Genomic DNA, 21,401 nt, shown 5'->3' on the forward strand with positions numbered 1-21,401 from the left:
GGTGAGCCGGGGCTCAACGGGTCAGCCGCGGGTCCACTTCTGGTTCGAGCCGCCGTTGCAGGTGTACAGCTCCAGCGGTGAGCCGCTGGCGGTGGCCTGGCCGGTCACGTCCAGGCAGAGCCCGGACTGCCGGCCGACGACGGTGCCGCCGTCGGTGACCGTCCATTTCTGGTTGGCGCCGCCGTTGCAGGTGTAGAGGTCGACGACGGTGCCGTTCACGGTGCCCTGGCCGCTGGCGTCGAGGCACTTGCTGCCGTAGCCGCGCAGTTCACCGGCGGCGGTGAGGGTCCAGTTCTGGTTGGTGCCGCCGTTGCAGGTGTAGATGGTCACCTGGACGCCGTTGGTGGTGGAGTACGCCGGGTCCTCCAGGCACTTGCCGGACTGGGCGCCGATCAGCGTGCTGGTGCTGGTTTTGCCGCCGCTGCCGGGGGCTCCGGAGCTGGTGAGCTGGAAGGTGGTGACGCTGCGGGCGGGGAGGGCGGCGGTGAGGACCGAGCCGCTGACGGTGGGGTTGGTGACGCTCGCCAGGCTCTCGGTGGCGCTGGTGCGGTGGGTGGCGGTGGGGGTGAGGGTGCCGCTGTTGGTGTCCAGGATCAGGCTGGAGGCGGCGGTGTTGGTGTTGGTGGCGACCACGCTCCAGGCGCCGTCCTTGTAGAAGGCCATGGTCTGGACTCCGGCGGGCGCTCCGCTGACGTTGTAGCGGACGGCTCCGGGCCGTACGTACTTGCTGTACTGACCCAGCGCGTAATAGCGCTTGGTCATGTAGAGCGACTGATTGCCGTCGGTGGCGTAGTCCGGGTCGTAGTAGACGAGGCCGTCGTTCCAGCCGCTGGTGTTGACCTGGCTTGCGCAGGAAGCGTCCGAGCCGACGTCGCAGCCGATCACGGAGGACAGCGCCGTCCACCACTGGAAGGAGCGGTCGTTGGCGAGGGTGAAGTCGCGGTAGACGTAGTTGGCCAGGTCGAGGCCGCCGTCGATGGTGGGGTCGTACTGCTGCCCCCAGCCGCTGGTGCCGGTCTTCTGGCAGCAGATCTCGCTCGCCCACAGGGGTTTGTTGTACGTGCTGCCGACAGCGGCGACGTTGCGCAGGGCGGTGTCGCCGGGGAAGTCGTACGTGTGGTGGGCGAGCGCGCTGACATAGCCGGCGGCGGTCGAGTCGCTCATCCAGGTGGGGGTGTTGGCGACGAAGTTGGTGGTCTGGCTGGTCTCGTCGGCGATGATCCCGGTCGAGGTGAGGGAACGGGCGGCCAGCGTGGAGCCCAGGGCCTTGATGACGGCGGCGCGCTGGGAGACGGGGACGGCCATGCCCTCCTGGCCGCAGCCGCTGAAGGAGCTGTCGGGCTCGTTCATGGGGCTGAGGTAGTCCAGGTCGACGCCGTTCGCGGCCCAGTGGGCGGTGATGTCGGCGAGGTAGGTCGCGTAGGCGCTCTCGGTGCCGGAGACCAGGGTGCCGCCGCAGCTCTGGGCGTTGCTGGTCCAGTCCTTGGGGGCGCTGTTGACGAAGCCGATGAGGGTGGGGACGCCGTGGTCGGAGGCGGACTGCAGGAAGTAGCTGCCGCCGGGGTCGCGGGTCCAGTCGTAGGCGCCGACCGAGGTCATCAGCGACTGCGGGGCGCGGGTGGGGTCGGTGACGCCGGTCCCGCCGCCGCCGATGTTGTAGCGGTACATGCTCAGATCGAGACCGGACTCGTCGAAGAGGAGGTCGCCGACCTGGCTCTTGACGCTCGACGAGAAGTCGGCGAGGTCGTTGACCCACCAGGCGCCCGAGGCCGCGAAGCCGTCGACGGTCTGGGCCTGGGTGGTGACGAGGGCGGGCGCCGAGGTGGCGGCCTGCGCCTCGGTGACCAGAGGGCCGGCGGTGACCGCGGAGGCGATGAGCGGGAGCGCGGCCAGCGCTGCGAGACGCAGCCGGGCGCGCGATCTGGTGGAGCGGGGGAAGCTGAACGGCATCACGGTGTCCCATCCGGTGTTTGCGCGAACATGACTGGCGTGCGTGAGTGTCGAGTTCAAGCTGTGCTCATGTCAAGACTTTGTTAACAGGTGCCACAAAACACGCCAGTTGGCGCGCCTGGCAGTCGCCAGGAGGTGTTCGCGCCAACACCCCGAGGGGCTTGCCTGGCAGCTTGCCTGGCGGCTTGCCTGGGGGCATTGTCAGACCCTCCGATTACGGTGAGTGATGTCGGCAGCACTGTCCCGCACATCGTGTGACGAAGGGGGGTGCGCCGGGCCGCTCCCGTCGACGGGCGCCCGGCGCGACACGACCATGGACCTGATCAACCACCTCGGCCTTGCACAGGCCTGCGAAGTCCTCGGCCTCTCCCGGCCGCAACTCCAGCTCGCCGTCGACTACGGCCTGCTGAGCAGGGATCCCGGCACCCGCTCCTTCGACCCAGCCCAGCTGCGGGAGATCGTCGCCCGGCCCGAGCCCTTCCATGCCGCGCTGACGGCCGCGCGGGAAGCCCGGGCCCGCTCCCGGTCGGCGCGGCGCAGCGCGCAGGCCCGGGATCGGGAGGCCGTACGGCGGCGGCAGGCCGAGCTGCGGCGTGCCGCCGCCGCACGGGTGCGGGCCCGGGTGCCCGCACGGGCCCTGGGCGCGGCACCGCCCGAGCGGGCCGTGCTGCATCTGGGACCGCCGCGCTCGGGCCGTACCCGTGCCGTGGTGGAGGTGCTGGCCGCCCACCCGGGCACCGGGGTGTACGCCACGGCCCGGCCCGGGCACGCCCTGCAGGCGTACGGGCTGCTGCGCGCCCGGCTGGGCCCGGAGCAGGTCGGGCTGACCACCGACAGAGGCAGTGTCAACGGGCGGGCCCGGGTGCTGTGCTGCACCGACCGGCATGTGCGGCCGACGGGGGATGTGCTGGTCGTCGACGCCGTGGAGGGGGACGCACTGGCCCGGCTGCTGCTGTCCGGGGCGCACCGCACGGTCCATGTCACCGGCGTGCCCCGGGACGAGGCGCTGCTCGGGGTCTGTCTGGCCGGGTCGGCCCGCCTCGAAATCGTCGGTCACCGGCGGGCCGCGCCGCTGCCCCTGGTCCCCGCCGCCGGGCCCGGCGAGGTGCCGCCCGGCACGGCGGTCGTCGCCCGGGACCGCGCTTGCGTCCACGCGCTGCACCGCGAGCTGCTGGACGCGGGGCGTACGGCGACCGTGCTGTACGAGTCGCTGCCGTCCGCCGTCCGGCTCGAACAGCTGCGCCGGCTGGCCGCCGGGGAGGTCGACATCGTCGTCACCACGCCGGTCCTCGGCCGCGATCCCGTGCCGCCACTGGCCTCGGTCCGCTTCGCCCAGGCCCCGGAGGCGGGCGGATGGGAGACAGCCCGGCTGGCCGCGTACGCGGACGGGACCGTGGGCGAGTACCGCACGGCCGTCCCGGTGACCCCGCCCGGCCGCCGCCTGCTGCGCGACGCCGTCGAGGCCGCGGCCGACGGCGGCGCGGCCCCGGGGCGTGGGCGGCTGCCGCTGCTGCCCGCCTGGGAGGATCTCGGCGGCCCCGCTCCCGGCGAGATCCCGCACGCGCTGGCCGCCTGGCGTACGGCGGCTGCCGGCGCCCTCGCCGGCCACCGCGGCCTGTATGCCCAGTGGCCGGTGGCCCTGACCGCCAAGTGGCAGGCCGCCCGCATGGCCGCGGGCTCCGGTCCCGCCGCCGACGCCCCCTGGCCCGCCGACGGTCCCGCCCTCTGGCGGCTTCTCACCCTGCCGGGCGGGCCCGACGGTCTCTTCCCCCGCATCGCCGCCGCCTTCCTCACGGGGCGATCCCTCACCGGTCTGCTCCGCCCCCTCCCCGACGTCGCCCTCCTCGCGCTGCCGGACGCGGAGGCCTACGCCGGGACGCTGCGCGAACTGCGCTCCGCTCTGCTGCGCCTGGGTGACTTCGGCGGCCTCTCTCCCACCGACACCGCCGCCGGCGAGACCGCCGTGGTCCGGCGCCTCAACGAACTGCTCGCCCAGGGCGGGCCGTTGAGCCCGCCGCCGGTCTGCGCATGCTGCGGTGCGTCATGCGCGCCCTGGGAGGAGCACTGCGGCCAGTGCCGCTGCGGTGGCGGCCGCCACCGATGAGTTCCGTGCCGCGGGGTCGTCTGCCCCTGTGAACACCCCACCTCAGCACGCCGGAAGAAGGAGAGACCACCATGTCCGAGACAACCGCCGCCGCCGGAACCGCGGTACCGCTGACCGGCACCACCCGGGCGCGGCGCGCCGACATAGGACTGCGGGTGCTGCAGATCCTGCTCGCGCTCTTCTTCGGGGTGGCCAGCGCGCTCCCCAAGCTGATCGCCCATCCCTCGGCGACGGAGGGCTTCGACAGAATCGGCTTCGGCGACTGGTTCATGTACCTCATCGGGTCACTGGAGCTGGCCGGGGCGATCGCGCTGCTGATCCCGCTGCTGTCCGGCCTGGCCGGGCTGGCCTTCATCGGGCTGATGACCGGCGCGTTCATCACCCAGGTCACTGTGTTCGACGGTGAGAACGCCGCCACGCCCTTGATCGTCATGGTGCTGGTGGGCCTGGTCGCCTGGGGACGCCGGGGGCACACGGCCCGGCTCATACGGCTGGTCTCGCGCGGGCCGCGAGCGAGGGGGCCGGAATAGTCGCGCGCCGGGCACGCTTGGCACTCCTGTCGGCATGATCACACCCCAGGAGGCCAGGCCGCCCATGAGTACGAGCGCGCCACATCCGCTGGACAACCCCGCCCGTTCCTCGCTGACCGGCCCGCACGCGCACTTCGCCGAACGACTCGGCGACACACTGCGCTACCCGCTCGACGTGTCTCCCTGGGCCGCGCTGCCGGACCGGCCGAAGGCCCGTGACTGGGACGACATCGCGGCGCTCGCGGGTCCGGGCGGACTGGTGCCGCTGGCCGCGGTCGACGTGCCGCCGCCGGACGGCTGGGAGGTGGAGTTCCACCTCGAAGGCGTTCAGCTGGTCGACGACGGCCTCGCGGCCGCGCCGGACCCGGAGGCCGTACGCCTCGGCCCGGCCGATGTGCCCGAGATGCTGGCGCTGACCGAGCGCACCAGGCCGGGCCCTTTCCTGCCGCGCACCGTGGAGATGGGCGTGTACCTGGGCATCCGCCGCGAGGGCAGGCTGGTGGCGATGGCGGGCGAGCGGCTGCACCCGCCGGGCTGGACCGAGATCAGCGCGGTGTGCACGGACGACGCCCATCGCGGGCAGGGCCTGGGCGGCCGACTCGTCCTTGCCGTCGCCCACGGCATCCGGGAGCGCGGTGAGATCCCGTTCCTGCACGCGGCGGCGGACAACACCAACGCCATCCGGCTCTACGAGGCACTGGGATTCCGGCTGCGCCGCAGGACGTCCTTCCTGGCGGCCCGCGTGCCGGTGGCCGTCAATGGCAGGCTTACCGGGAACCGACCACCGGGCGACAGGAGCGGCACACAGTGAGCGACCACCGGGAACGCATGGTGCGCGGCGAGCGCTACCGCTGCGACGATCCGCAGCTGACCGCCGACCGGCAGTCCGCCGAGCACATGGCCGCGCGGTTCAACGCCACGGCCCCGGCGGACGCGCCCGGCTCCCGCGAACTGCTGCACGAACTGCTGGGCGAGCTCGCCGGAGGCGCCTACGTCAAGGCGCCCTTCACCTGCGCCTACGGATACAACATCCGGATCGGGGCCCGGAGCTTCATCAACTACGACGCGATCCTCCTGGACTGCGGTCCCATCACCATCGGCGAAGAGGTCGCCCTCGGCCCGCGCGTGCAGCTGGCCACCGCCATCCACCCCCTGGACCCGGTTGACCGCCGCGCCGGCTGGGAGACCACCGCCCCGATCACCATCCGCGACGGCGCCTGGCTCGGCGCCGGGGTCATCGTCTGCCCCGGGGTGACGATCGGCGAGAACACGGTGGTCGGAGCAGGCAGCGTCGTCACCCGTGACCTGCCGGATCGCGTCGTCGCCGTGGGCAACCCCTGCCGGGTGCTTCGCGAGATCCCGTAACCTCCGGGTCGTATCGTCGGGTGCATGGAAATACGCGAGTCCACCAAACTCCGAGCACTTTCGGCCTAGCGTTCGGGCATGGCAGTTCGGTTCCCCGCTCCTGTCGCCTTCGACGGCCGGTACGTCCGGCTGGTTCCGTTGGCGCTGAGCCACGTCCCGGACCTCTACCTCGCCGGCGGGGGCGACGACGCGGTGTGGCGATGGCTGCCGACGACCACCCCCCGCTCCATGGCCGAGATGAGTGCGATCGCCGAGCAGCGGCTCGCCCAGCAGGCGGCCGGCGAAGCCGTCGTGTTCACCGTGCTGCCCCGGTCCACCGAAAGGCCGGCCGGCTGGATCGCCTATCTGGACATCTCCCTCGCCGACGAGCGCGTCGACATCGGCTGGAACTGGCTGGACCGCTCCCTGTGGGGCACCTCCGCCCACCTGGAAACCCACTTCATCCTGCTCCACCACGCCTTCGAGGACCTCGGCTTCGGCCGCGTCCAATGGCAGCTCGACGATCTCGACCAGGCCTCGCAGAACGCCGTCTCCCGCATCGGCGGTATCCGTGAGGGCGTGCTGCGCCGGCACTTCCGCCGGGTCGACGGTTCCTGGTGCGACACCGTCTACTACTCACTCGTCGCCACCGAATGGCCCGCCGTACGGGACCGGTGGGTCAACAGCTGGATCCTCGACGGCCCCAGCCCGCTTCTATGATCACCCCGTGACCGCCTTCCGCATCCAGGCCCGGACCCCTCTGCCCGCCGCCGAGGCCTGGCACCGCCTGACGGACTGGCCCCGCCACGCCGCCCACGTACCGCTCACCACGATCACCGTGACGCCATCCGGATTCGTCGCCCGCACCGGCATCGGCCGGCTGGCCTTCGACGACCCGATGGAGATCGTCAGCTGGGCTCCGCCAGCCCACTGCCGCCTCGAAAAGCGCGGCACCTTCGTCACCGGCTGGGCCGAGATCGACGTACGGGCGACCGCCAACGGCTCCGAGATCACCTGGACGGAGGATCTGCGACTGCGGCTCCTCCCCTCGTTCCTCGACCGGCCGACGGCATGGGCAGGGCGCCGGATGTTCGGCCGGGCGGTCCAGGGCCTGCTCGCGTGAACCGCGCGCACGAGGTTCACACGACACTTCGCTCACAACTCTCGTATGGACTCGGGAAGTTCTCTCAATGGTCCTCACAGGTTCCGGGACGACGCTCCTCGGCATGACAGATACGACAACGCCATGACCACGAGCCGCAGGGTGGCCGGCGCAGCCTTACTGATAGCGGGGCTGGTCGCCGCCTCCCCGGGGCCGGCCGCCGCGTGCGCGAACGGGGTGTCGTTCACCAAGCTCGACACCTCAGGCACCGCCGGGAGCAACCCCCGCCATGTGGCGACGGGTGATGTCGACGGCGACGGCGCTACGGAAGCCGTCGCCACCAACCTCGGCGGCAACTCCCTGACGGTCCTGCCGGGCAACGGCGACGGGACCTTCGCCGCCGGAGCCGCCTACGCGGTCGGCACCAATCCGTACCAGACGGTCCTGGCGGACTTCGACGGCGACGGCCATCCGGACCTGGCCACGGCAGACTTCGGCGGCGCGCAGGTGAGCATCCTGATCAACCAGGGCGACGGGACCTTCGGCGCGGCGGTGAACCTGGACGTGGACGCGTCCCCGCGCGCCATCGCCACCGGCGACCTGGACGGGGACGGAAACCCGGACCTCGTCGTCGCCCAGCAGAGCACCAGCTCGGTGCGCGTGCTGCTCGGCGACGGCGACGGCACCTTCACCGACCTGGGCGACACGGCCACCGGATCGTCGCCGCACGGCATCGTCGTGGCCGACTTCGACGGCGACGGATCGGCGGACGTCGCCACGGCCAGCTCGGGCAGCGCGGGGATCAGCGTGCTGTCCGGCGACGGGTCGGGAGGCCTGGGCACCGCCACCGCCAACTCGGCGACCGCGCGCCTGTACTCCCTCGCCACGGGCGACTTCGACGGTGACGGCGACGCGGACCTGGCCGCGGTCAGCAACGGCTCCAACTCCCTGGACGTCCTCCTGGACAACGGCGACGGCACGTTCGCGCCCGCGACGACCTACGCCACCCCCGCCCTCCCGGTGGCGGTAGGCGCCGCCGACCTGGACGGCGACGGTAGCGCGGACCTGCTGGTGTCCTCGCTCAAGGGCGGCTCGGTCACCGTCTATCAGGGCGCGGCCGGGGGCGAGTTGTCGCAGCTCGCCGAGCTGACCGCCTCGGGCGCGTACGACGCCACGGCGGCCGATCTGACCGGGGACGGGGTGGCGGACGTGGCAGTGGCCGCCAGCAGTGATGGCGCGGTGGATGTCTTCACTGGTTCCTGCGGCGAGTGACGAGGCCTTCGGGCCGCCTTGGCAGCCCACCCACAGCCCGGACCCAGGGAATTCACAGCAAAGAGGGGCAGTGTCCCGGCACATGGCTTCGCGTATACCTCTGACCTCCGGCAGCGTCGCCGGTCCCGCAGCCGGCCAGATCCGCGAAACGCTCCGCAGACCGGACGGCGCTCCGCTGCGGATCCTGGTGGTCGACGACGAGGCGGATCTGACCGAGCTGCTGTCGGTCGTACTGCGTTACGAGGGCTGGGAGCCCGCTCGCGCGGCGGATGGTGCGGAGGCCCTGCGCTGCGCCCGCAGGTTCCGGCCCGACGCGATGGTGCTGGACATCATGCTGCCGGACATGGACGGCCTCGAAGTGCTCCGGCAGGTGCGGGAGGAGCAGCCGGATGTCCCGGTGCTCTTCCTCACCGCGCGGGACGGCGTCGACGACCGCGTCGGCGGCCTGACCGCGGGCGCCGACGACTATGTCACCAAGCCCTTCAACATCGACGAGGTGATGGCCAGGCTGCGCGGCCTGCTGCGCCGCTCGGGGGCCGCCGCCCGCTCCGAGTCCGTGCTCGTGGTCGGCGATCTGGCCCTGGACGAGGACAGCCGGGAGGTGCACCGCGCGGGCGTTCCGGTGCGGCTGACCGGTACGGAGTTCGAGCTGCTGCGGTATCTGATGCGCAATCCGCGCAAGGTGATCAGCAAGTCCCAGATCCTGGAACGCGTATGGTCGTACGACTTCGGCGGCCAGGGCAATGTGGTGGAGAGCTACATCTCCTACCTGCGGCGCAAGATCGACCGCGGCCACGACCCGATGATCCACACCGTGCGCGGCGTCGGCTACATGCTCAAGCCCGCCGGATGAGGGCATGGACTCCGCGGACACGGACCCTGCGCACCAGGCTGATCGTGTCCAGCACGCTGCTGCTCGCCGTGGTCTGCGTGGTGGTCAGCGTGATCACCACGCTCGCCATGCGGTCGTATCTCATCACCGGTCTGGACGACCGGCTCGACGCCCTGGCCGACCACTCGATGGCTCCCAGAAGCTGCGACCTCGGGCCCCGGGACACGGAGCTGCCGTACCTCACCGCCTTCGGCGTGCCCGACGGCACGGTGGGCGTCGCGAGGTCCGGCGGCGTCGTGCGCGAGGCCGGGATGGTCGCGGGCGACGGGGCGGTGCTGGAGCCTTCGCCGCGCCAGCAGGCCGTGCTGTCGTCGGTGCACGCCGACGGCCACCACTACACGCTGATCCTGCCGGGGCTCGGGGCCTACCGGGTGAAGACGGTGCACGCCGACACGTTTGCCGGCCCGGTCACCGTGACCACTGCGCTGCCTTTCGACTACGTGGACCGCACCGTCAGCCGGCTGGTCGCCGTCGAGGCGGTCGTGACGGCCGGCGGGCTGCTGCTCGCGGCGATCGCGGCGGCCGTCATCATCGGCTACAACCTGCGCCCGCTCAGCCGGGTCTCGGCCACCGCGACCCGGGTCTCCTGCCAGCCCCTGGACCACGGCGAGGTCACCGCCCTGGAACGTGTCCCGGCCGCCGACGCGGGCCCCGGCACCGAGGTCGGCAGGGTCGCCGCCGCCCTCAACCGGCTGCTCGGCCATGTCGAGAGCGCCCTGGAGGCCCGCTACGCCACCGAGACCCGCATGCGCCGCTTCCTCGCCGACGCCAGCCACGAACTGCGCACCCCGCTCGCCTCCATCGCCGGCTACGCCCAGCTGGTGCGGCGCGGCACCGTGGACGGCACCGGGGACGGCCCCGAGGACATCGGCCCGCGAACGGCCTTCGCCCTGCGCCGGATCGAGTCCGGCATCGTACGCATGAGCGCCCTGGTCGAGGATCTGCTGCTGCTCGCCCGTCTCGACGCGGGCCGGCCGCTGGAACGCGAGGACGTCGGCCTCGGCCCGCTCGTCGCCGACGCCGTCCATGACGCCCACGCGGCGGCCCCCGGCCACCACTGGCTCATCGAGCTCCCCGACGACCCGGTCCACATCACCGGCGACCCCGACCGCCTCCACCAGGCCGTGTCCAACCTTCTCGCCAACGCCCGTGTCCACACCCCGCCCGGCACCACGGTCACCGCCGCCGTCGTCCGCCTCGACGGCCAGGCCCTCATCCGCGTCACCGACGACGGGCCCGGCATCCCGCAGGCCCTCCTCCCCCGCGTCTTCGAACGCTTCGCCCGCGGCGACGCCTCCCGCTCCCGCGCCGCCGGCAGCAGCGGTCTCGGCCTCGCCATCGTCACCGCCGTCGCCGCCGCCCACCACGGCCGCGCCGACGTCACCAGCGAGCCCGGCCGCACCGTCTTCACCGTGACCCTGCCCCTGGGGCCTGTCCGGCGACAGACCCTCGGTCAGCTCCCGCCCTCCGGGAAGACCCCGTCCACGTAGACCCACGCGCCCTCGTGCCTCACGAAACGGCTCCGCTCCACCAGCTCGCCCTTCGCCCCGTCCTGGCTGTATCTGGCCCGGAACGTCACCGTCCCCGTCGAGTGGAACGCGCTGCCCTCCGTCGTCTCCAGGATCTCCAGTGCCACCCACCGCATCCCTGGATCGAAGTCCACCTGCCCCGGGCGGGTGTCCGGGTGCCAGCTCCGCAGCAGATACGGCTCGTCCCGGACCGCGAAAGCGCTGAAGCGCGAGCGCATCAGCGCCTCGGCGGTCGGTGCTGCGGCCCTGCCGCTGTGCAGGCGCCCGCAGCAGTCGCCGTAGGCGGCGGGCAGACCGCAGGGGCAGGGCGAAGTCGCCGGCAGGGCGGAACGTCGAGGCATGCGCCCATTGTGCGGCAGTCCGCCGGCCTCCGCCGCGGCCGATTGTCAGTGGCCCTCGCTACGGTGAAGCCACTGATCATCAATCGGGGTCAATCGGGGTCGGCCACCAAGGAGGGGACCGTGCTGCGCGTGCGGAATGCTGTCGGGGAGAGCGAGTTCACCCAGTTCCCGGATGAGGACTCGTTCAGCATGCCCAGTGCGTGGCAGCGCCACGTACATCCCAGGCGCGGTGGCATACGGCGCCCGGCGGCGCCGCCCGTTGCGGACGCGGTGGAGCTGACCGGGCGCCGGATCGCCGAGGAGAGGTCGTGGATAGGGGAGTTCATCGCCGATCCACGCAGCGATGCGCGGCTCGCCGAGGCGGCACAGGCGCAGCTGGACGGCAGGGGCGATGCGGTCGGTGCCGCGGTGCTCGCCTCGGTGGTCGGCGTCCACCCGATGCCGAGGGAGATCTGGGCGGACGCCTGGGTCGCTTCCCACGGACTGGCGTTCGCCGCCCAGGCCGTGGTGGAGTACTTCGAGATCGAGGTGCACTACACGCAGTCCGGGTCGAGGCGGTACGACCCCTGGCTCGGCGAACGCGCCGAGTCGGCGCAGCGGTACGCGTCCTGGCAGCACCGCCCGCCGGCCGACCGGATCCGCGCGCTGCTGGCCGAGGCCGACGAGGAGACGTACCGGGAGTCGGTGGCCGCCCTGGCGAAGCGCAGGGACGGGGCGCGGCGGCGGATCGTGGCGTCCTATCTCGTGCCCGGTGAGGCGGACTGGGTGGCCGAGTGCTGCGCCGATCCCGGGGTGAGCGGCGAGGGCGACGCCACCGTGCGGTCCATGCTGTTCTGCTCGCTCAACTCCCCCGAGCAGGTCGACCTGCTGGGCGGTCGGGCGGGCTTCGACTGGCCGCTCGACATGATCGCCACCGTCACCGAGGGCATCGGCCCCGCCGTCGTGCCTCTGCTGGCCGAACCGCTGGGCAATCCGTATCTCACCGCGGACAGCGCCAAGCTGGTGGCCAACGCGCTCGTGGAGCTGCCGGCCGACGAGGCGTTCGGTCTGCTGCTCTCCCACATGGACGACAAGCGCGTCCGCCCCTCCCTCGTCAAGGCGACGCATCGCTATCCCGTACGCGCTCTGCGCATGCTGGCCGGGGCGCCCGGATCAATGGCGAAGCAGCTCCTCACCGCTCACATCGGCGTCCATCACGAGCTGGCGCAGGCCGCGTTGCCGCTGCTCGACGAGCGGACCGCCGCCGTCGTCGCGGCGGCCGCAGACCGCGAGGGCCGGATCGAGGACGCGCCCGCCGACTCGCTGCCCGCGCTGCTGACCAGTCCGCCGTGGACGCGCGAGCGCACCGGCGGAAAGGCGAAGGTGGTCGGCGGGCTCGACGCGATGGCGGAGCCGCGTATCGCGTGGCTGCCGGGCGAGCGGGAGGAGTGGGCGGCCACGCGGTCCTGGTACTGGTCCTGGATCAAGTCCAAGAAGACGAATTGGGACAAGGCCACGCTGCGATCCGAACTGCTGCGCGGCGATGTCAGATCGGCCGCGCTCTTCGTCGACGGACCGGTCGAACTGATCCGGCCGATGCTCGGCCTGTGGGACCCGGAGAGCGTCTACGACGGCGAGGCGGCGCTGAAGCCCCTTGCCGCCTCCTACGAGCTGGAAGCGCTGCCCGTCCTCCGGCGCGTCGCCGCCCGGCAGCCGAGCGCCCTCGCGCCGCTGCTCCTGCCGTATGTCGATACCGAGGTCGCCCGGCTGATGGCCGACTGGCTGATCCGGCTCAAGTCGACCGCCGCCACGGCCCGTAGCTGGTTCGTACGGCACGGCGTGGACGCCGCCGCGCTGCTGGTGCCCGACGCCGTGGGCAAGGCCGGCCCCGCGCGACGCCGCGCGGAGCAGGCGCTGCGGGTGATCGCCGGTGCGCACGGCGACGACACCGTGCGCGCCGCCGCTGCCGGGTACGGTCCGGAGGCGGCGGCCGTGATCGACGGGCTGCTCGCGGCCGACCCGCTGGAGAGCGCGCTGCCCGCCCGGATGCCGGCGCCGGTCGAGTGGGCCGAGCCGGTGCTGCTGCCGCAGATACGGGTGCGTACCGGAGGGGCGCTGCCCGCCGATGCGACCCGGCACGCGATCACGATGCTGGCCATCTCCAAGCCGGGCGAGGTGTTCCCGGGGGTCGCGGCGCTCAAGGAGCTCTGTGAGGCCGGGTCGCTGGCCGAGTTCGGGTGGGCGCTGTTCGAGCAGTGGCGGCTCGCGGGGATGCCGGCGAAGGAGAGCTGGGCACTGCACTGCCTGGGACTGCTGGGCGACGACGGGACCGTGCGCCGGCTCACCCCGGTACTGCGGACATGGCCCGGGGTGGGCGCGCACCACCGGGCGGTGGAGGGGCTCGATGTGCTGGCCGCGATCGGCACGGATGTCGCGCTGCTCCATCTGCACGGGGTCGCGCAGCGCGTGAAGTTCAAGGCGTTGAAGGTCCGCGCCCAGGAGAAGATCGCCGAGGTGGCCGAGGGACTCGGGCTGACCGGTGAGCAGTTGGCCGACCGTCTGGTGCCCGACCTCGGGCTCGGTCCGGACGGCTCGACGGTCATCGACTACGGCACCCGTCGCTTCACCGTGGGCTTCGACGAGCAACTGCGCCCGTATGTCCTCGACGAGGACGGCAAGCGGCGCAAGGATCTGCCGCAGCCGGGTGCCCGGGACGACGCGGAGCTGGCGCCCGCCGAACGCAAGCGCTTCATGGCCCTGAAGAAGGACGTGCGGACGATCGCGTCCGACCAGGTGCGCCGGCTGGAGTCCGCGATGGTGGGCGGCCGTTCGTGGACGGCGGCCGAGTTCCGCGAGTTGTTCGTGGGGCACCCGCTGCTGTGGCATCTGGTGCGCCGCCTGGTGTGGCTGAGCGAGACGGACGGAGCCGTCACCGCCTTCCGGGTGGCCGAGGACCGCACCTTCGCCGATGCTGCCGACGACGAGTTCGCCATGCCCGACGCCGCGGCCGTTCGGCTGGCCCACCCGCTGCACCTGGGCGACGCGCTGGCTGTCTGGTCCGCCCTGTTCGCGGACTACGAGATCCTGCAGCCCTTCGCGCAGTTGGGGCGGCCGGTGTTCCGTCTGACCGACGAGGAGGCGGCGGGCGGGCGGCTGCCCCGCTTCGAGGGGATCACGGTGCCGACCGGCAGGCTGCTGGGCCTGGAGCGGCGCGGCTGGCAGCGCGGGGAGCCGCAGGACGCCGGGGTCGAGTGCTGGATCACCAAGCGGCTCGGCCCGGATCTCTACGCCGTCGTCAATCCGCACGACGGGATCGCCGTCGGGGCCGTGGACATCTTCCCGGAACAGGCGCTGGACGCCGTGTGGCTGCACGACCAGCCCGGCGACTGGAGCCCGCCCCGGGGCAAGAACCCCCTGCGGTTCGGCAGCCTCGACCCGGTGACCGCCTCCGAGTTGCTCGCCGACCTGACGGAGCTGACGGCCGGATGAGCGTACCGAGCCAGGACCAGGACCAGGAGCATGACCAGGATTTCGAACTGCTTCAACGGCCCCCGGCCGAGGTCCGTTACGCCGGCGAGCTGGCCGTCCTGCGTGAGAACGACCGCGATCACCGGCCGCCCGGCTGGCAGTTGAGCCTGCGCGCGGCCCGCCGTTTCGTCATCGGTGACGAGGACGCCGGGATCAGCCGCAAGTTCGTCGGGAATCCGTCGCTGGTCGACCGCGCCCTGGTGACGAGCTGATCACGGCCGCCGTCAGCGGCACCTCGACGCTGACCGTGCAGGGCGGCGCGGCCACCACCGAGGACCAGATCAAGTACGGCTGGAACTACGCGCTGCTGGTCTCCGAGGGGCCCTCGGCCCGGTCCCTCGTACGCCGATGCTGCGCGGCATGGCAGAGGGCCGGATCGTACGGTTCGAGGAGATCACCCGCTGTCCGCTGGAGGTGCAGGACTGTCTGCTGTCACTGCTGTCCGAGCGGGTGGTGGCGATCCCGGAGCTGGAGGGCCCGGAGAGCATGGTCTTCGCGCGGCGGGGCTTCAATGTCATCGCCACCGCCAACACCCGGGACCGGGGCGTCAACGAGATGAGCGCCGCCCTCAAGCGCCGCTTCAACTTCGAGACCGTCTTCCCGATACCCGACCTGGACACCGAACTCGCCCTCGTCGAGGCCGAGGCGAGCGCCCTGCTGCGCGGCTCCGGTGTCGAGGCGCGGCCCGACCGGGATGTGCTGGAGGTGCTGGTCAGCACCTTCCGCGAGCTGCGCGAGGGCACCACGCACGACGGGGCCGCCACGGAGCGCCCGTCGGCGGTGATGAGCACGGCGGAGGCGGTGTCCGTCGCCCACGCGGTCGGCGTACGCGGCTGGTTCCTGCGCGGTGAGCCGGGCAGCGCCGCCGATGTGGTCGCGTGTCTGGCCGGGACCGCCGCCAAGGACAGCCCGGAGGACCTGGCCCGGCTCCGCCGCTACCTGGAGCAGCGGGTGCCCCGCCGCCGGGGCCCGCAGTGGCAGGCGCTGCACGACGCACGCCATCTGCTGGACGGCTGATGCCCCGGCGTCCCGAAGCGGTCCTCCTGGGCGTGCGCCATCACTCCCCCGCCTGCGCCCGGCTGGTGGCAAGCACCGTCGAGCGGCTGCGCCCGGCGTACGTCCTGGTGGAGGGGCCCGCCGACATGAACGGGCGGCTGGAGGAGCTGCTGCTCGGCCATGACCTGCCGGTGGCGGTGTTCAGCCACTACCGCGACGAGGAGCGCGCCGCCACCTCGTGGGCGCCGCTGTGCGACTACTCGCCGGAATGGGTCGCGCTCTGCGCGGGCCGGGCCGCCGGAGCGCAGGTGAGGTTCATCGACCTGCCCGCGTGGCACCCGGCGTTCGCGGAGCGCACCAACCGGTACGCGGACGCGGAGGCCCGCTACGCCGAGGCGACCGAGCGGCTGAGCCGGCGCTTCGCGGTGGACTCGGTCGACGCCCTGTGGGACCGGCTGTTCGAGGTCGAGCCGCCCGACCGGCTGGCCGAGCGGCTCGACGTGGCCGAGCTGCTCGCGGAGGTGCACGCACGGCACCGCGCGGCCGATGCCGTGCCCGGCGCCCTGGGCGAGCGCGAGTCCGGGGAGACGCCGCTGCGCCGGGTACGGCTCACCGCCCTCGGCTGCCGCGTCCCGGGCAGCGCCGAAGAGCCCTTCGCCGAGGTCTACTTCGCCCATGCCGCCGCGGGCGTCGTTCTCGTCCTGCGCAAGGAGTGGACGCCCTCCGCCGGTCAGGGCCCGGCCGGCCGCCGCCGTCTCCTCGGCACCACCCTGGCCGCGCTTTCGGCGGGCAGCCTCGTCAGCGAGACCGCCCGGCGCACCGCCGGCCGCAGGCTCGTCCTCAGCCCGGGGCCGGCTCGCCGCCACGACCGTCATCCCGGTCGGCGCCGCCTGGACCGGACTGCCCGGCTCGCTGCTCGTACGCGATCTGGCCGCCCACACGGCCGCCTGGGAGGGCAGGCCGCCCCGCCTGATCCGCCCCCGGGTCGAGGCCGAGTCGGTGCGCGTCGTCGAGATCTCCCAGGTGGAAAGCGTCGGCTACGACCCGGCGGAGCAACGCCTCCAGGCCCTCGTACGCGACGCCGCCGGCAACCCGGCCCACCTTTCGGCGGCGTACCATCCCCTCTGTCCCGGTGCGCTCGACGCACCGGCCGACGCCCTGCACAGCGGGCCCCGCTACCTCAGCGGCTCGCTCCACCGCGCCGGCGGCCATATCGTCATCGACCCGGTCGCCGTGCTCACCTCCGACGGACTGACGGTCCCCGACCTCGCCCCCGCCTCAACCCCCCTCCCCAGCCCGGCCCCTCCACCCCGCGACCCCCTAACCACCGCCCTGGACGACGCCCTCGGCGCGCTCGCCCGCCATGACGACCCCGCGACGGCCGACGCCTGGCTCGACGCGCAGCTCCACCTCGTCGTCTGCGCCGAGCTTCACCGGGAGCACGCACCAGACCACTACCACCCGATTGGCCATGCCATCCGGTCCATTACCCCGCCAGAATCAGCCAGGTGGCCCGCCGTGGCCACCTGAGCCACAAGGAGGCGGCTGTACATGGACCGGGAGATCACCGACCGGTACGAGCGGGAGATCCAGCGACGGCACGAGGACCGTCTCGCGTTCCCGCTGATCGCCGGGGACTGGCTGAGGGCGAGGACGGCCGCGGCCCGCCGGGGAATGCGGCGGGCACCCGGGCGCTCCGCCGTTCAGGGGCCCACGGTCCCGTCGATGGCCTCGCGCAGGAAATCGGCGTGACCGTTGTGCCGGGCGTATTCGAGCAGAACGTGAATCATCACGAGCCGCAGTGACACATCCTCGCCCCAGCGGGCGGCGTGGGCGGTGACATCGAGCGACTCCGCCGCCTCCTCGATCCTGCGGGAATGCTTCACCTCCGTCTGCCAGGCCTCGAAGGCCTCGGCCCGGGTGGCCGTACTCGCGTCGTACGCCACCTGGTAGTCGCCCTCGTCCGACCAGACCAGGGGGATGTCCTCCGCGTTGATGACCTTGCGGAACCAGGTGCGCTCGACCTCGGCCATGTGGCGTACGAGGCCGAGCAGCGAAAGGGTGGACGGCGGGCTGGACGCGCGGCGCAGATCCTCGTCGGAGAGGCCGTCGCACTTCATGGCGAGGGTCGAGCGGTGGAAGTCCAGGTAGGCGCGGAGGGTTTCGCGCTCATCCGCGAGCGTGGGTGTGTCGATTCGTTCGGTAGTCACGAGTGCAAGGTGTAGCACTGATCGATTTCGCGTGCCCTCGAATACCGGCTACGCCATTACCCGCGCGATGGACTCGGCCACTTCGGGCAGCTCCCAGTAGGCCGAGTGCGTCCACAGGCCGCTGCTGGCCGCGTGGCGCAGCCGCAGGTCCACCGGGGCGCTGCCGTCGTGCAGCCGGAAGACCCGGGAGGTGGCGAAGGCCAGCAGGTCCAGCGGCTCCCACAGGTTGGTCCAGCCGCCCAGCGAGGGGGGCAGGGTCACTGGCCCGGTGTACGGCGGGAGTTGGCCGCCGCGCGGGTCGCAGAGGTGGAAGTACGCGGGCTGCGAGCCGAAGGTGACCAGAGCGGAGGTCCAGAGGGGTTCGGCGGCCGTCGCCATGTCGACGGAGATCACGCCGCCGAGGCTGTGGGCAACGAGGCGCACGGGCCGGTCGGGGCCGCGGCCGAGGGCGGGGTCCACGGCGGCGATCCGCTCGCGTACCCGGGTGTGGATCAGCTCGCGGTGGCGCTGGTAGACCAGCACGTCGCCGAGGAAGCGGGTGGCGCCAGGTGCGCAGCGGGTGCGGAGGTTGTGGTTGACGCGGCCGGCCACCGCTTTGATGGCGGCGCCGGCGATGCGGTCCAGTTCGCGGAGTCGGCGGTGGACCAGGGCTTTGAGGCGTCCTTCGCCGTCGCCGGGGCCGCCGCGCAGACCGTCCCAGGTGCCGAACCCGTCCTCGGTGTCGTGGAGTTCGGCGACGGCGTCGGCCAGGGCCGCGGCGGTCTCGGTGAGCAGCGCCGTGTCGTCGGTTCGGGACAGCCAGCGGGTCTCCGGCCAGGCGTCGGCCACCAGCGACAGCACCTCATCGGGGCCCTCGCGCAGCCCGGAGCCGTCGGATGCCTCGCTCAGGCGGCGCCGGATCTCCTCGGCCACGGCCTCCGGCAGCCCGTCGGAGGAGCGCAGGCCGCCGGGGCCGGAGGGCGGGGGCGCGAACAGGGCGTCGATGACCGGATCGCTGTCCGCCGGGGCGCCTTCCCCGGGGCCGCCTTCCCCGAGGGCGCCGGACGGCGGCAACGCGAGGTCCACGTACCGGTCATCGGCTCCGAGATCGCCCCAGAAGACGGGCACCAGGTCCAGGCCGGTGGCGCGCCGGAGCCGCTCGACGCTCGTCTCGAAGCCCGGCTCGTCGCGGTTGCCGACGCCGTGGATGACGAACACCGGATCGTTCACGCGAAGTCCCCCTGTGCGCTGGTGGTGGTCGTGGCGCGGGTCCCCGGGCTGCCGTAGACGGCGTACGCGAGCCAGGTCGGGTCCCCGTCGCGGTCACGGATCGCCTGGCGTGCCCGCAGCGAAGCCCGGCCCAGCGGTTCGCCGGCGCCGACGAGGTTCCCGTAGAAGGCGTCGGCGAACTCCAGCGCCGAGTCCGACCGCACCGCCCACAGCGTGCCGACGAACGCCCCGGCCCCGGCCTGCAGGAACTGCTGGGCCCAGCCGAGATGCTGGGAGAACCAGTCGATCTCGCCCGCGCTGCGGCAGGCGTTGAAGAAGACCAGGGGCTGCGTGTCGCCCAGGGCCCGGGCCTGGGACGCGTACGCGAGGTCGAGCGGATCGAAGGGACCGTCGCCCATCTCGACCCTGGATCCCGCGCCGCCGAACGCGTTGTGACAGGCGAAGTGCAGCAGCCCGCTGAGGCCGTCGTTGATCAACGAGGTCAGCGCCGTCCGGTGGCTCAGCACTCCCCCGTCCAGGACCGCCGCCCCCAGCCGGGCCCGCAGCGCCGCCACCTCCTGGGCCGCCTCTGCCGGGGACCCGGGCGGCACGACGAACGTGGCCCGGTCCAGCGACAGTTCCGGCACCCGCTGCTGGCCGAACGTCTGCCGCACGATCGGCAGCCACTCGGCCAGGAAGCCGTCGCCCTCCTGCGATCCGTCCAGCGGATACATCAACTCCCACGGCACGGCGTCGTGCTCACCCAGAATCGTCACCGCCCCGACCCTCCCCGCCTCCGTCCAGAACTGCCGCCGCACCTCCTCCGGCACCGCCGTCGCCCACAACTGCACGCCCAGATTGCGCAGCCGGTCCCGCGCCCGCGCCGCGTCCGCCCGCTCGCCCGCCTGCGACCTCGATGCCATCGCGCGCAGCTCCTGGTAGATGCGCTCCGTCGGACCGCTCGGGTCCCCTGCCCGCATCCGGATCAGCTCGGGCGCGTACGGCGTCGATCCGAGCAGCTGGAAGCTGTACGTGCCCGGGCTGTCGCCCCTCAGCACCTGCAGAGTGACCTCACCGTCGTTCGCGGCCAGGCTCGACAGCACCGCCGCCCTCGGCTGCCCGTCCCTGGTGGGACTGCCCGGCTCGACGGACACCTGGCAGCGGACCTCGCCCAGGTAGGTGCCTTCCCGAAAGGCGCGTACGGTCACGGTGTGCAGTCCGGGTGACGCGGCCTTGAGGCGGAACAACAGCACATCGGAGTCGCGGCCGGGCGTGAGGGTCACCTCCTGCTGCAACGGTCCGAGGTTCGCCAGCCCGGGCGCGTGGATCGTGACGGTCAGCCGCGTGCCGCCCGGCGGCACCAGGAAGGCCCGTAGCGGCACTCCCGCTCCCTCGGCCCCGGGGGCGAGTTGTACGTGCAGCGGGAGGATCCGGCCCGGGGAGGTCTGGTCCACCAGCTCCGCCACGAGGCGCCAGGGCTGGGGGACTTCGAGGGAGGGGTCTTCGGGGACGGGCGAGCCCTGGGACCCGCCGTACAGGGAACCGAAGTCGGTGTCGCCCAGCGGAATTCCGAAGCCCGTCGGTGTCCGCTCCTCGCGTACCGGTCGGGCCCGCCCCAGGGCCTCCGGCGGGAATCCGACATCGATGTACGTCGTGGGCTCAGGCCTGCCCCGGCGAGGGCGCAGCTCCTGCTCCGCCTCCTCGGTCAGCCGGACCACGAACCCGGTGGCCCGGACCGTAAGGCCCATCCCCTCATCCAGAGCCTCGCTGTGCGACTCCGAGTCGAACCAGTCGTGCAACGCCCGTTCGGCTTGCCTGCTCTGCTCGATGGCGAAATCGCGGGTGACACGGCTGACGAAGAACCGTAACGGTAATGCCACCGCGTCGGCCGCGTCCTCGACACCGCGACGCACCAGCGCGACGGGATCGTGCACGCGCAGCCGGACCTCCACGGTGACCCGGAAGGCCGCCGGGTGGTCCGCGGAAGGCACCAGCAGGCGAAAGGTGAGGTGGTGTTCCCGCACATCCACCTCGTACCGAAGGCGCACCTTCCGGCCGGGCCATAACGGCCGCCGGCGTCCGGGCTCTTGGAGGATCAGCTCACCGCTCCTGGTGGCCAGCACCACCGCGACCCCGGGTTGCGCCGTGTCCGGCTCCGCGTGGCGGAACGGCGCCCGCCGGACGCCCAGGATCACCGGATGCGGGGCGGTCTCCTCGATCACGGCTGACCTCCCCCGCCCGGCGGCCTGGTGACAGCGCCACGGTACCGGGATCACGGCCCTCTCGTCAGGGGCAGGACCTGCGAGGGAAACGGCGACGGAGGGTGAGGATTCGGTAACCCGTCTTTATTCCGGATGAATCGGATCGGTAATCCACGCTGGCTGAAGTAGTCCTCACAAGCAGCGGCGAGGTGGCAGAACCTCGGCGCATCGCATG

At 72.6% G+C, this 21,401-nt stretch carries 16 protein-coding genes and 2 pseudogenes; 13 read left to right on the top strand and 5 right to left on the bottom strand.

All coding sequences use genetic code 11. The annotated features are described in order from the left end of the window. Positions 1-21: 21 nt before the first annotated feature. The gene (locus OG607_RS06840; RefSeq protein WP_405720027.1) at positions 22-1,950 is read right to left on the bottom strand and encodes a glycoside hydrolase; all 1,929 of its coding nucleotides are present in this window, start codon (positions 1,948-1,950) and stop codon (positions 22-24) included. 313 nt (positions 1,951-2,263) lie between these two features. Between OG607_RS06840 and OG607_RS06845 the strand changes: the two genes are divergently transcribed. From OG607_RS06845 to OG607_RS06885, 9 genes are all read left to right on the top strand, one after another. Further along, the gene (locus OG607_RS06845; protein WP_405720029.1) at positions 2,264-4,054 is read left to right on the top strand and encodes a hypothetical protein; all 1,791 of its coding nucleotides are present in this window, start codon (positions 2,264-2,266) and stop codon (positions 4,052-4,054) included. A gap of 71 nt (positions 4,055-4,125) precedes the next feature. Then, positions 4,126-4,584 carry a DoxX family protein gene (locus OG607_RS06850; RefSeq protein WP_405720031.1) on the top strand — a complete coding sequence of 153 codons (459 nt, stop codon included), beginning with the start codon at positions 4,126-4,128 and terminating at the stop codon, positions 4,582-4,584. A 64-nt stretch (positions 4,585-4,648) separates the two neighbouring features. Further along, positions 4,649-5,395, top strand: a complete 747-nt coding sequence (locus OG607_RS06855; protein ID WP_405720033.1) for a GNAT family N-acetyltransferase — start codon at positions 4,649-4,651, stop codon at positions 5,393-5,395. Continuing rightward, entirely contained in the window at positions 5,392-5,949 is a 558-nt protein-coding gene (locus OG607_RS06860; protein ID WP_405720035.1) for a sugar O-acetyltransferase, read from the top strand. Before OG607_RS06855 ends, OG607_RS06860 begins: the two co-directional genes overlap by 4 nt. 78 nt (positions 5,950-6,027) lie before the next feature. Then, positions 6,028-6,648, top strand: a complete 621-nt coding sequence (locus OG607_RS06865; RefSeq protein ID WP_405720037.1) for a GNAT family N-acetyltransferase — start codon at positions 6,028-6,030, stop codon at positions 6,646-6,648. A 7-nt stretch (positions 6,649-6,655) separates the two neighbouring features. Continuing rightward, a complete protein-coding gene (locus OG607_RS06870; RefSeq protein WP_405720039.1) occupies positions 6,656-7,051 on the top strand; it encodes an SRPBCC family protein in 396 nt (131 codons plus the stop codon). Positions 7,052-7,174: 123 nt separating this feature from the next. Beyond that, complete coding sequence (locus tag OG607_RS06875) at positions 7,175-8,302, top strand: FG-GAP repeat domain-containing protein (RefSeq protein WP_405720041.1); 1,128 nt, start codon at positions 7,175-7,177, stop codon at positions 8,300-8,302. A gap of 82 nt (positions 8,303-8,384) precedes the next feature. After that, positions 8,385-9,155: a response regulator transcription factor gene (locus OG607_RS06880; RefSeq protein WP_405720043.1), complete on the top strand. Its 771-nt coding sequence runs from the start codon at positions 8,385-8,387 to the stop codon at positions 9,153-9,155. 44 nt (positions 9,156-9,199) lie between these two features. Then, positions 9,200-10,684 (top strand): sensor histidine kinase, encoded by a 1,485-nt coding sequence (locus OG607_RS06885; protein WP_405720045.1) that lies wholly within the window; start codon positions 9,200-9,202, stop codon positions 10,682-10,684. Here OG607_RS06885 and OG607_RS06890 read toward each other — a convergent pair. Next, positions 10,648-11,064, bottom strand: coding sequence for a YchJ family protein (locus OG607_RS06890; protein WP_405720047.1), 417 nt, complete (start codon positions 11,062-11,064; stop codon positions 10,648-10,650). The two genes, OG607_RS06885 and OG607_RS06890, sit on opposite strands and share 37 nt — an antisense overlap. 129 nt (positions 11,065-11,193) lie before the next feature. Here OG607_RS06890 and OG607_RS06895 point away from each other — a divergent pair, with 129 nt between their 5' ends. The 4 genes and pseudogenes from OG607_RS06895 (at position 11,194) to OG607_RS06910 (ending at position 17,097) form a co-directional block, all read left to right on the top strand. Next, on the top strand, positions 11,194-14,532 hold the full coding sequence (locus OG607_RS06895) for a DUF4132 domain-containing protein (protein ID WP_405720049.1): 3,339 nt from the start codon (positions 11,194-11,196) through the stop codon (positions 14,530-14,532). After that, positions 14,529-15,588 (top strand): annotated as a pseudogene (locus tag OG607_RS06900) (AAA family ATPase). The gene OG607_RS06895 and the pseudogene OG607_RS06900 overlap by 4 nt, the downstream one beginning before the upstream one ends. A gap of 125 nt (positions 15,589-15,713) precedes the next feature. Then, positions 15,714-16,049 (top strand): annotated as a pseudogene (locus tag OG607_RS06905) (DUF5682 family protein); the annotation flags it as partial. A 193-nt stretch (positions 16,050-16,242) separates the two neighbouring features. Next, positions 16,243-17,097 carry a hypothetical protein gene (locus tag OG607_RS06910; RefSeq protein ID WP_405737499.1) on the top strand — a complete coding sequence of 285 codons (855 nt, stop codon included), beginning with the start codon at positions 16,243-16,245 and terminating at the stop codon, positions 17,095-17,097. A 173-nt stretch (positions 17,098-17,270) separates the two neighbouring features. Here OG607_RS06910 and OG607_RS06915 read toward each other — a convergent pair whose 3' ends face one another. From OG607_RS06915 to OG607_RS06925, 3 genes are read right to left on the bottom strand one after another with little or no spacing between them, the layout of a single operon-like run. Then, complete coding sequence (locus tag OG607_RS06915) at positions 17,271-17,777, bottom strand: DinB family protein (RefSeq protein ID WP_405720051.1); 507 nt, start codon at positions 17,775-17,777, stop codon at positions 17,271-17,273. Between the two features lie 48 nt (positions 17,778-17,825). Next, a complete protein-coding gene (locus tag OG607_RS06920; protein WP_405720053.1) occupies positions 17,826-18,986 on the bottom strand; it encodes a hypothetical protein in 1,161 nt (386 codons plus the stop codon). Beyond that, positions 18,983-21,187, bottom strand: coding sequence for a CHAT domain-containing protein (locus OG607_RS06925; RefSeq protein ID WP_405720055.1), 2,205 nt, complete (start codon positions 21,185-21,187; stop codon positions 18,983-18,985). Before OG607_RS06925 ends, OG607_RS06920 begins: the two co-directional genes overlap by 4 nt. Positions 21,188-21,401: the final 214 nt, after the last annotated feature.

This window comes from Streptomyces sp. NBC_01537 (genome assembly GCF_045040445.1).
Lineage (GTDB): Bacteria > Actinomycetota > Actinomycetes > Streptomycetales > Streptomycetaceae > Actinacidiphila.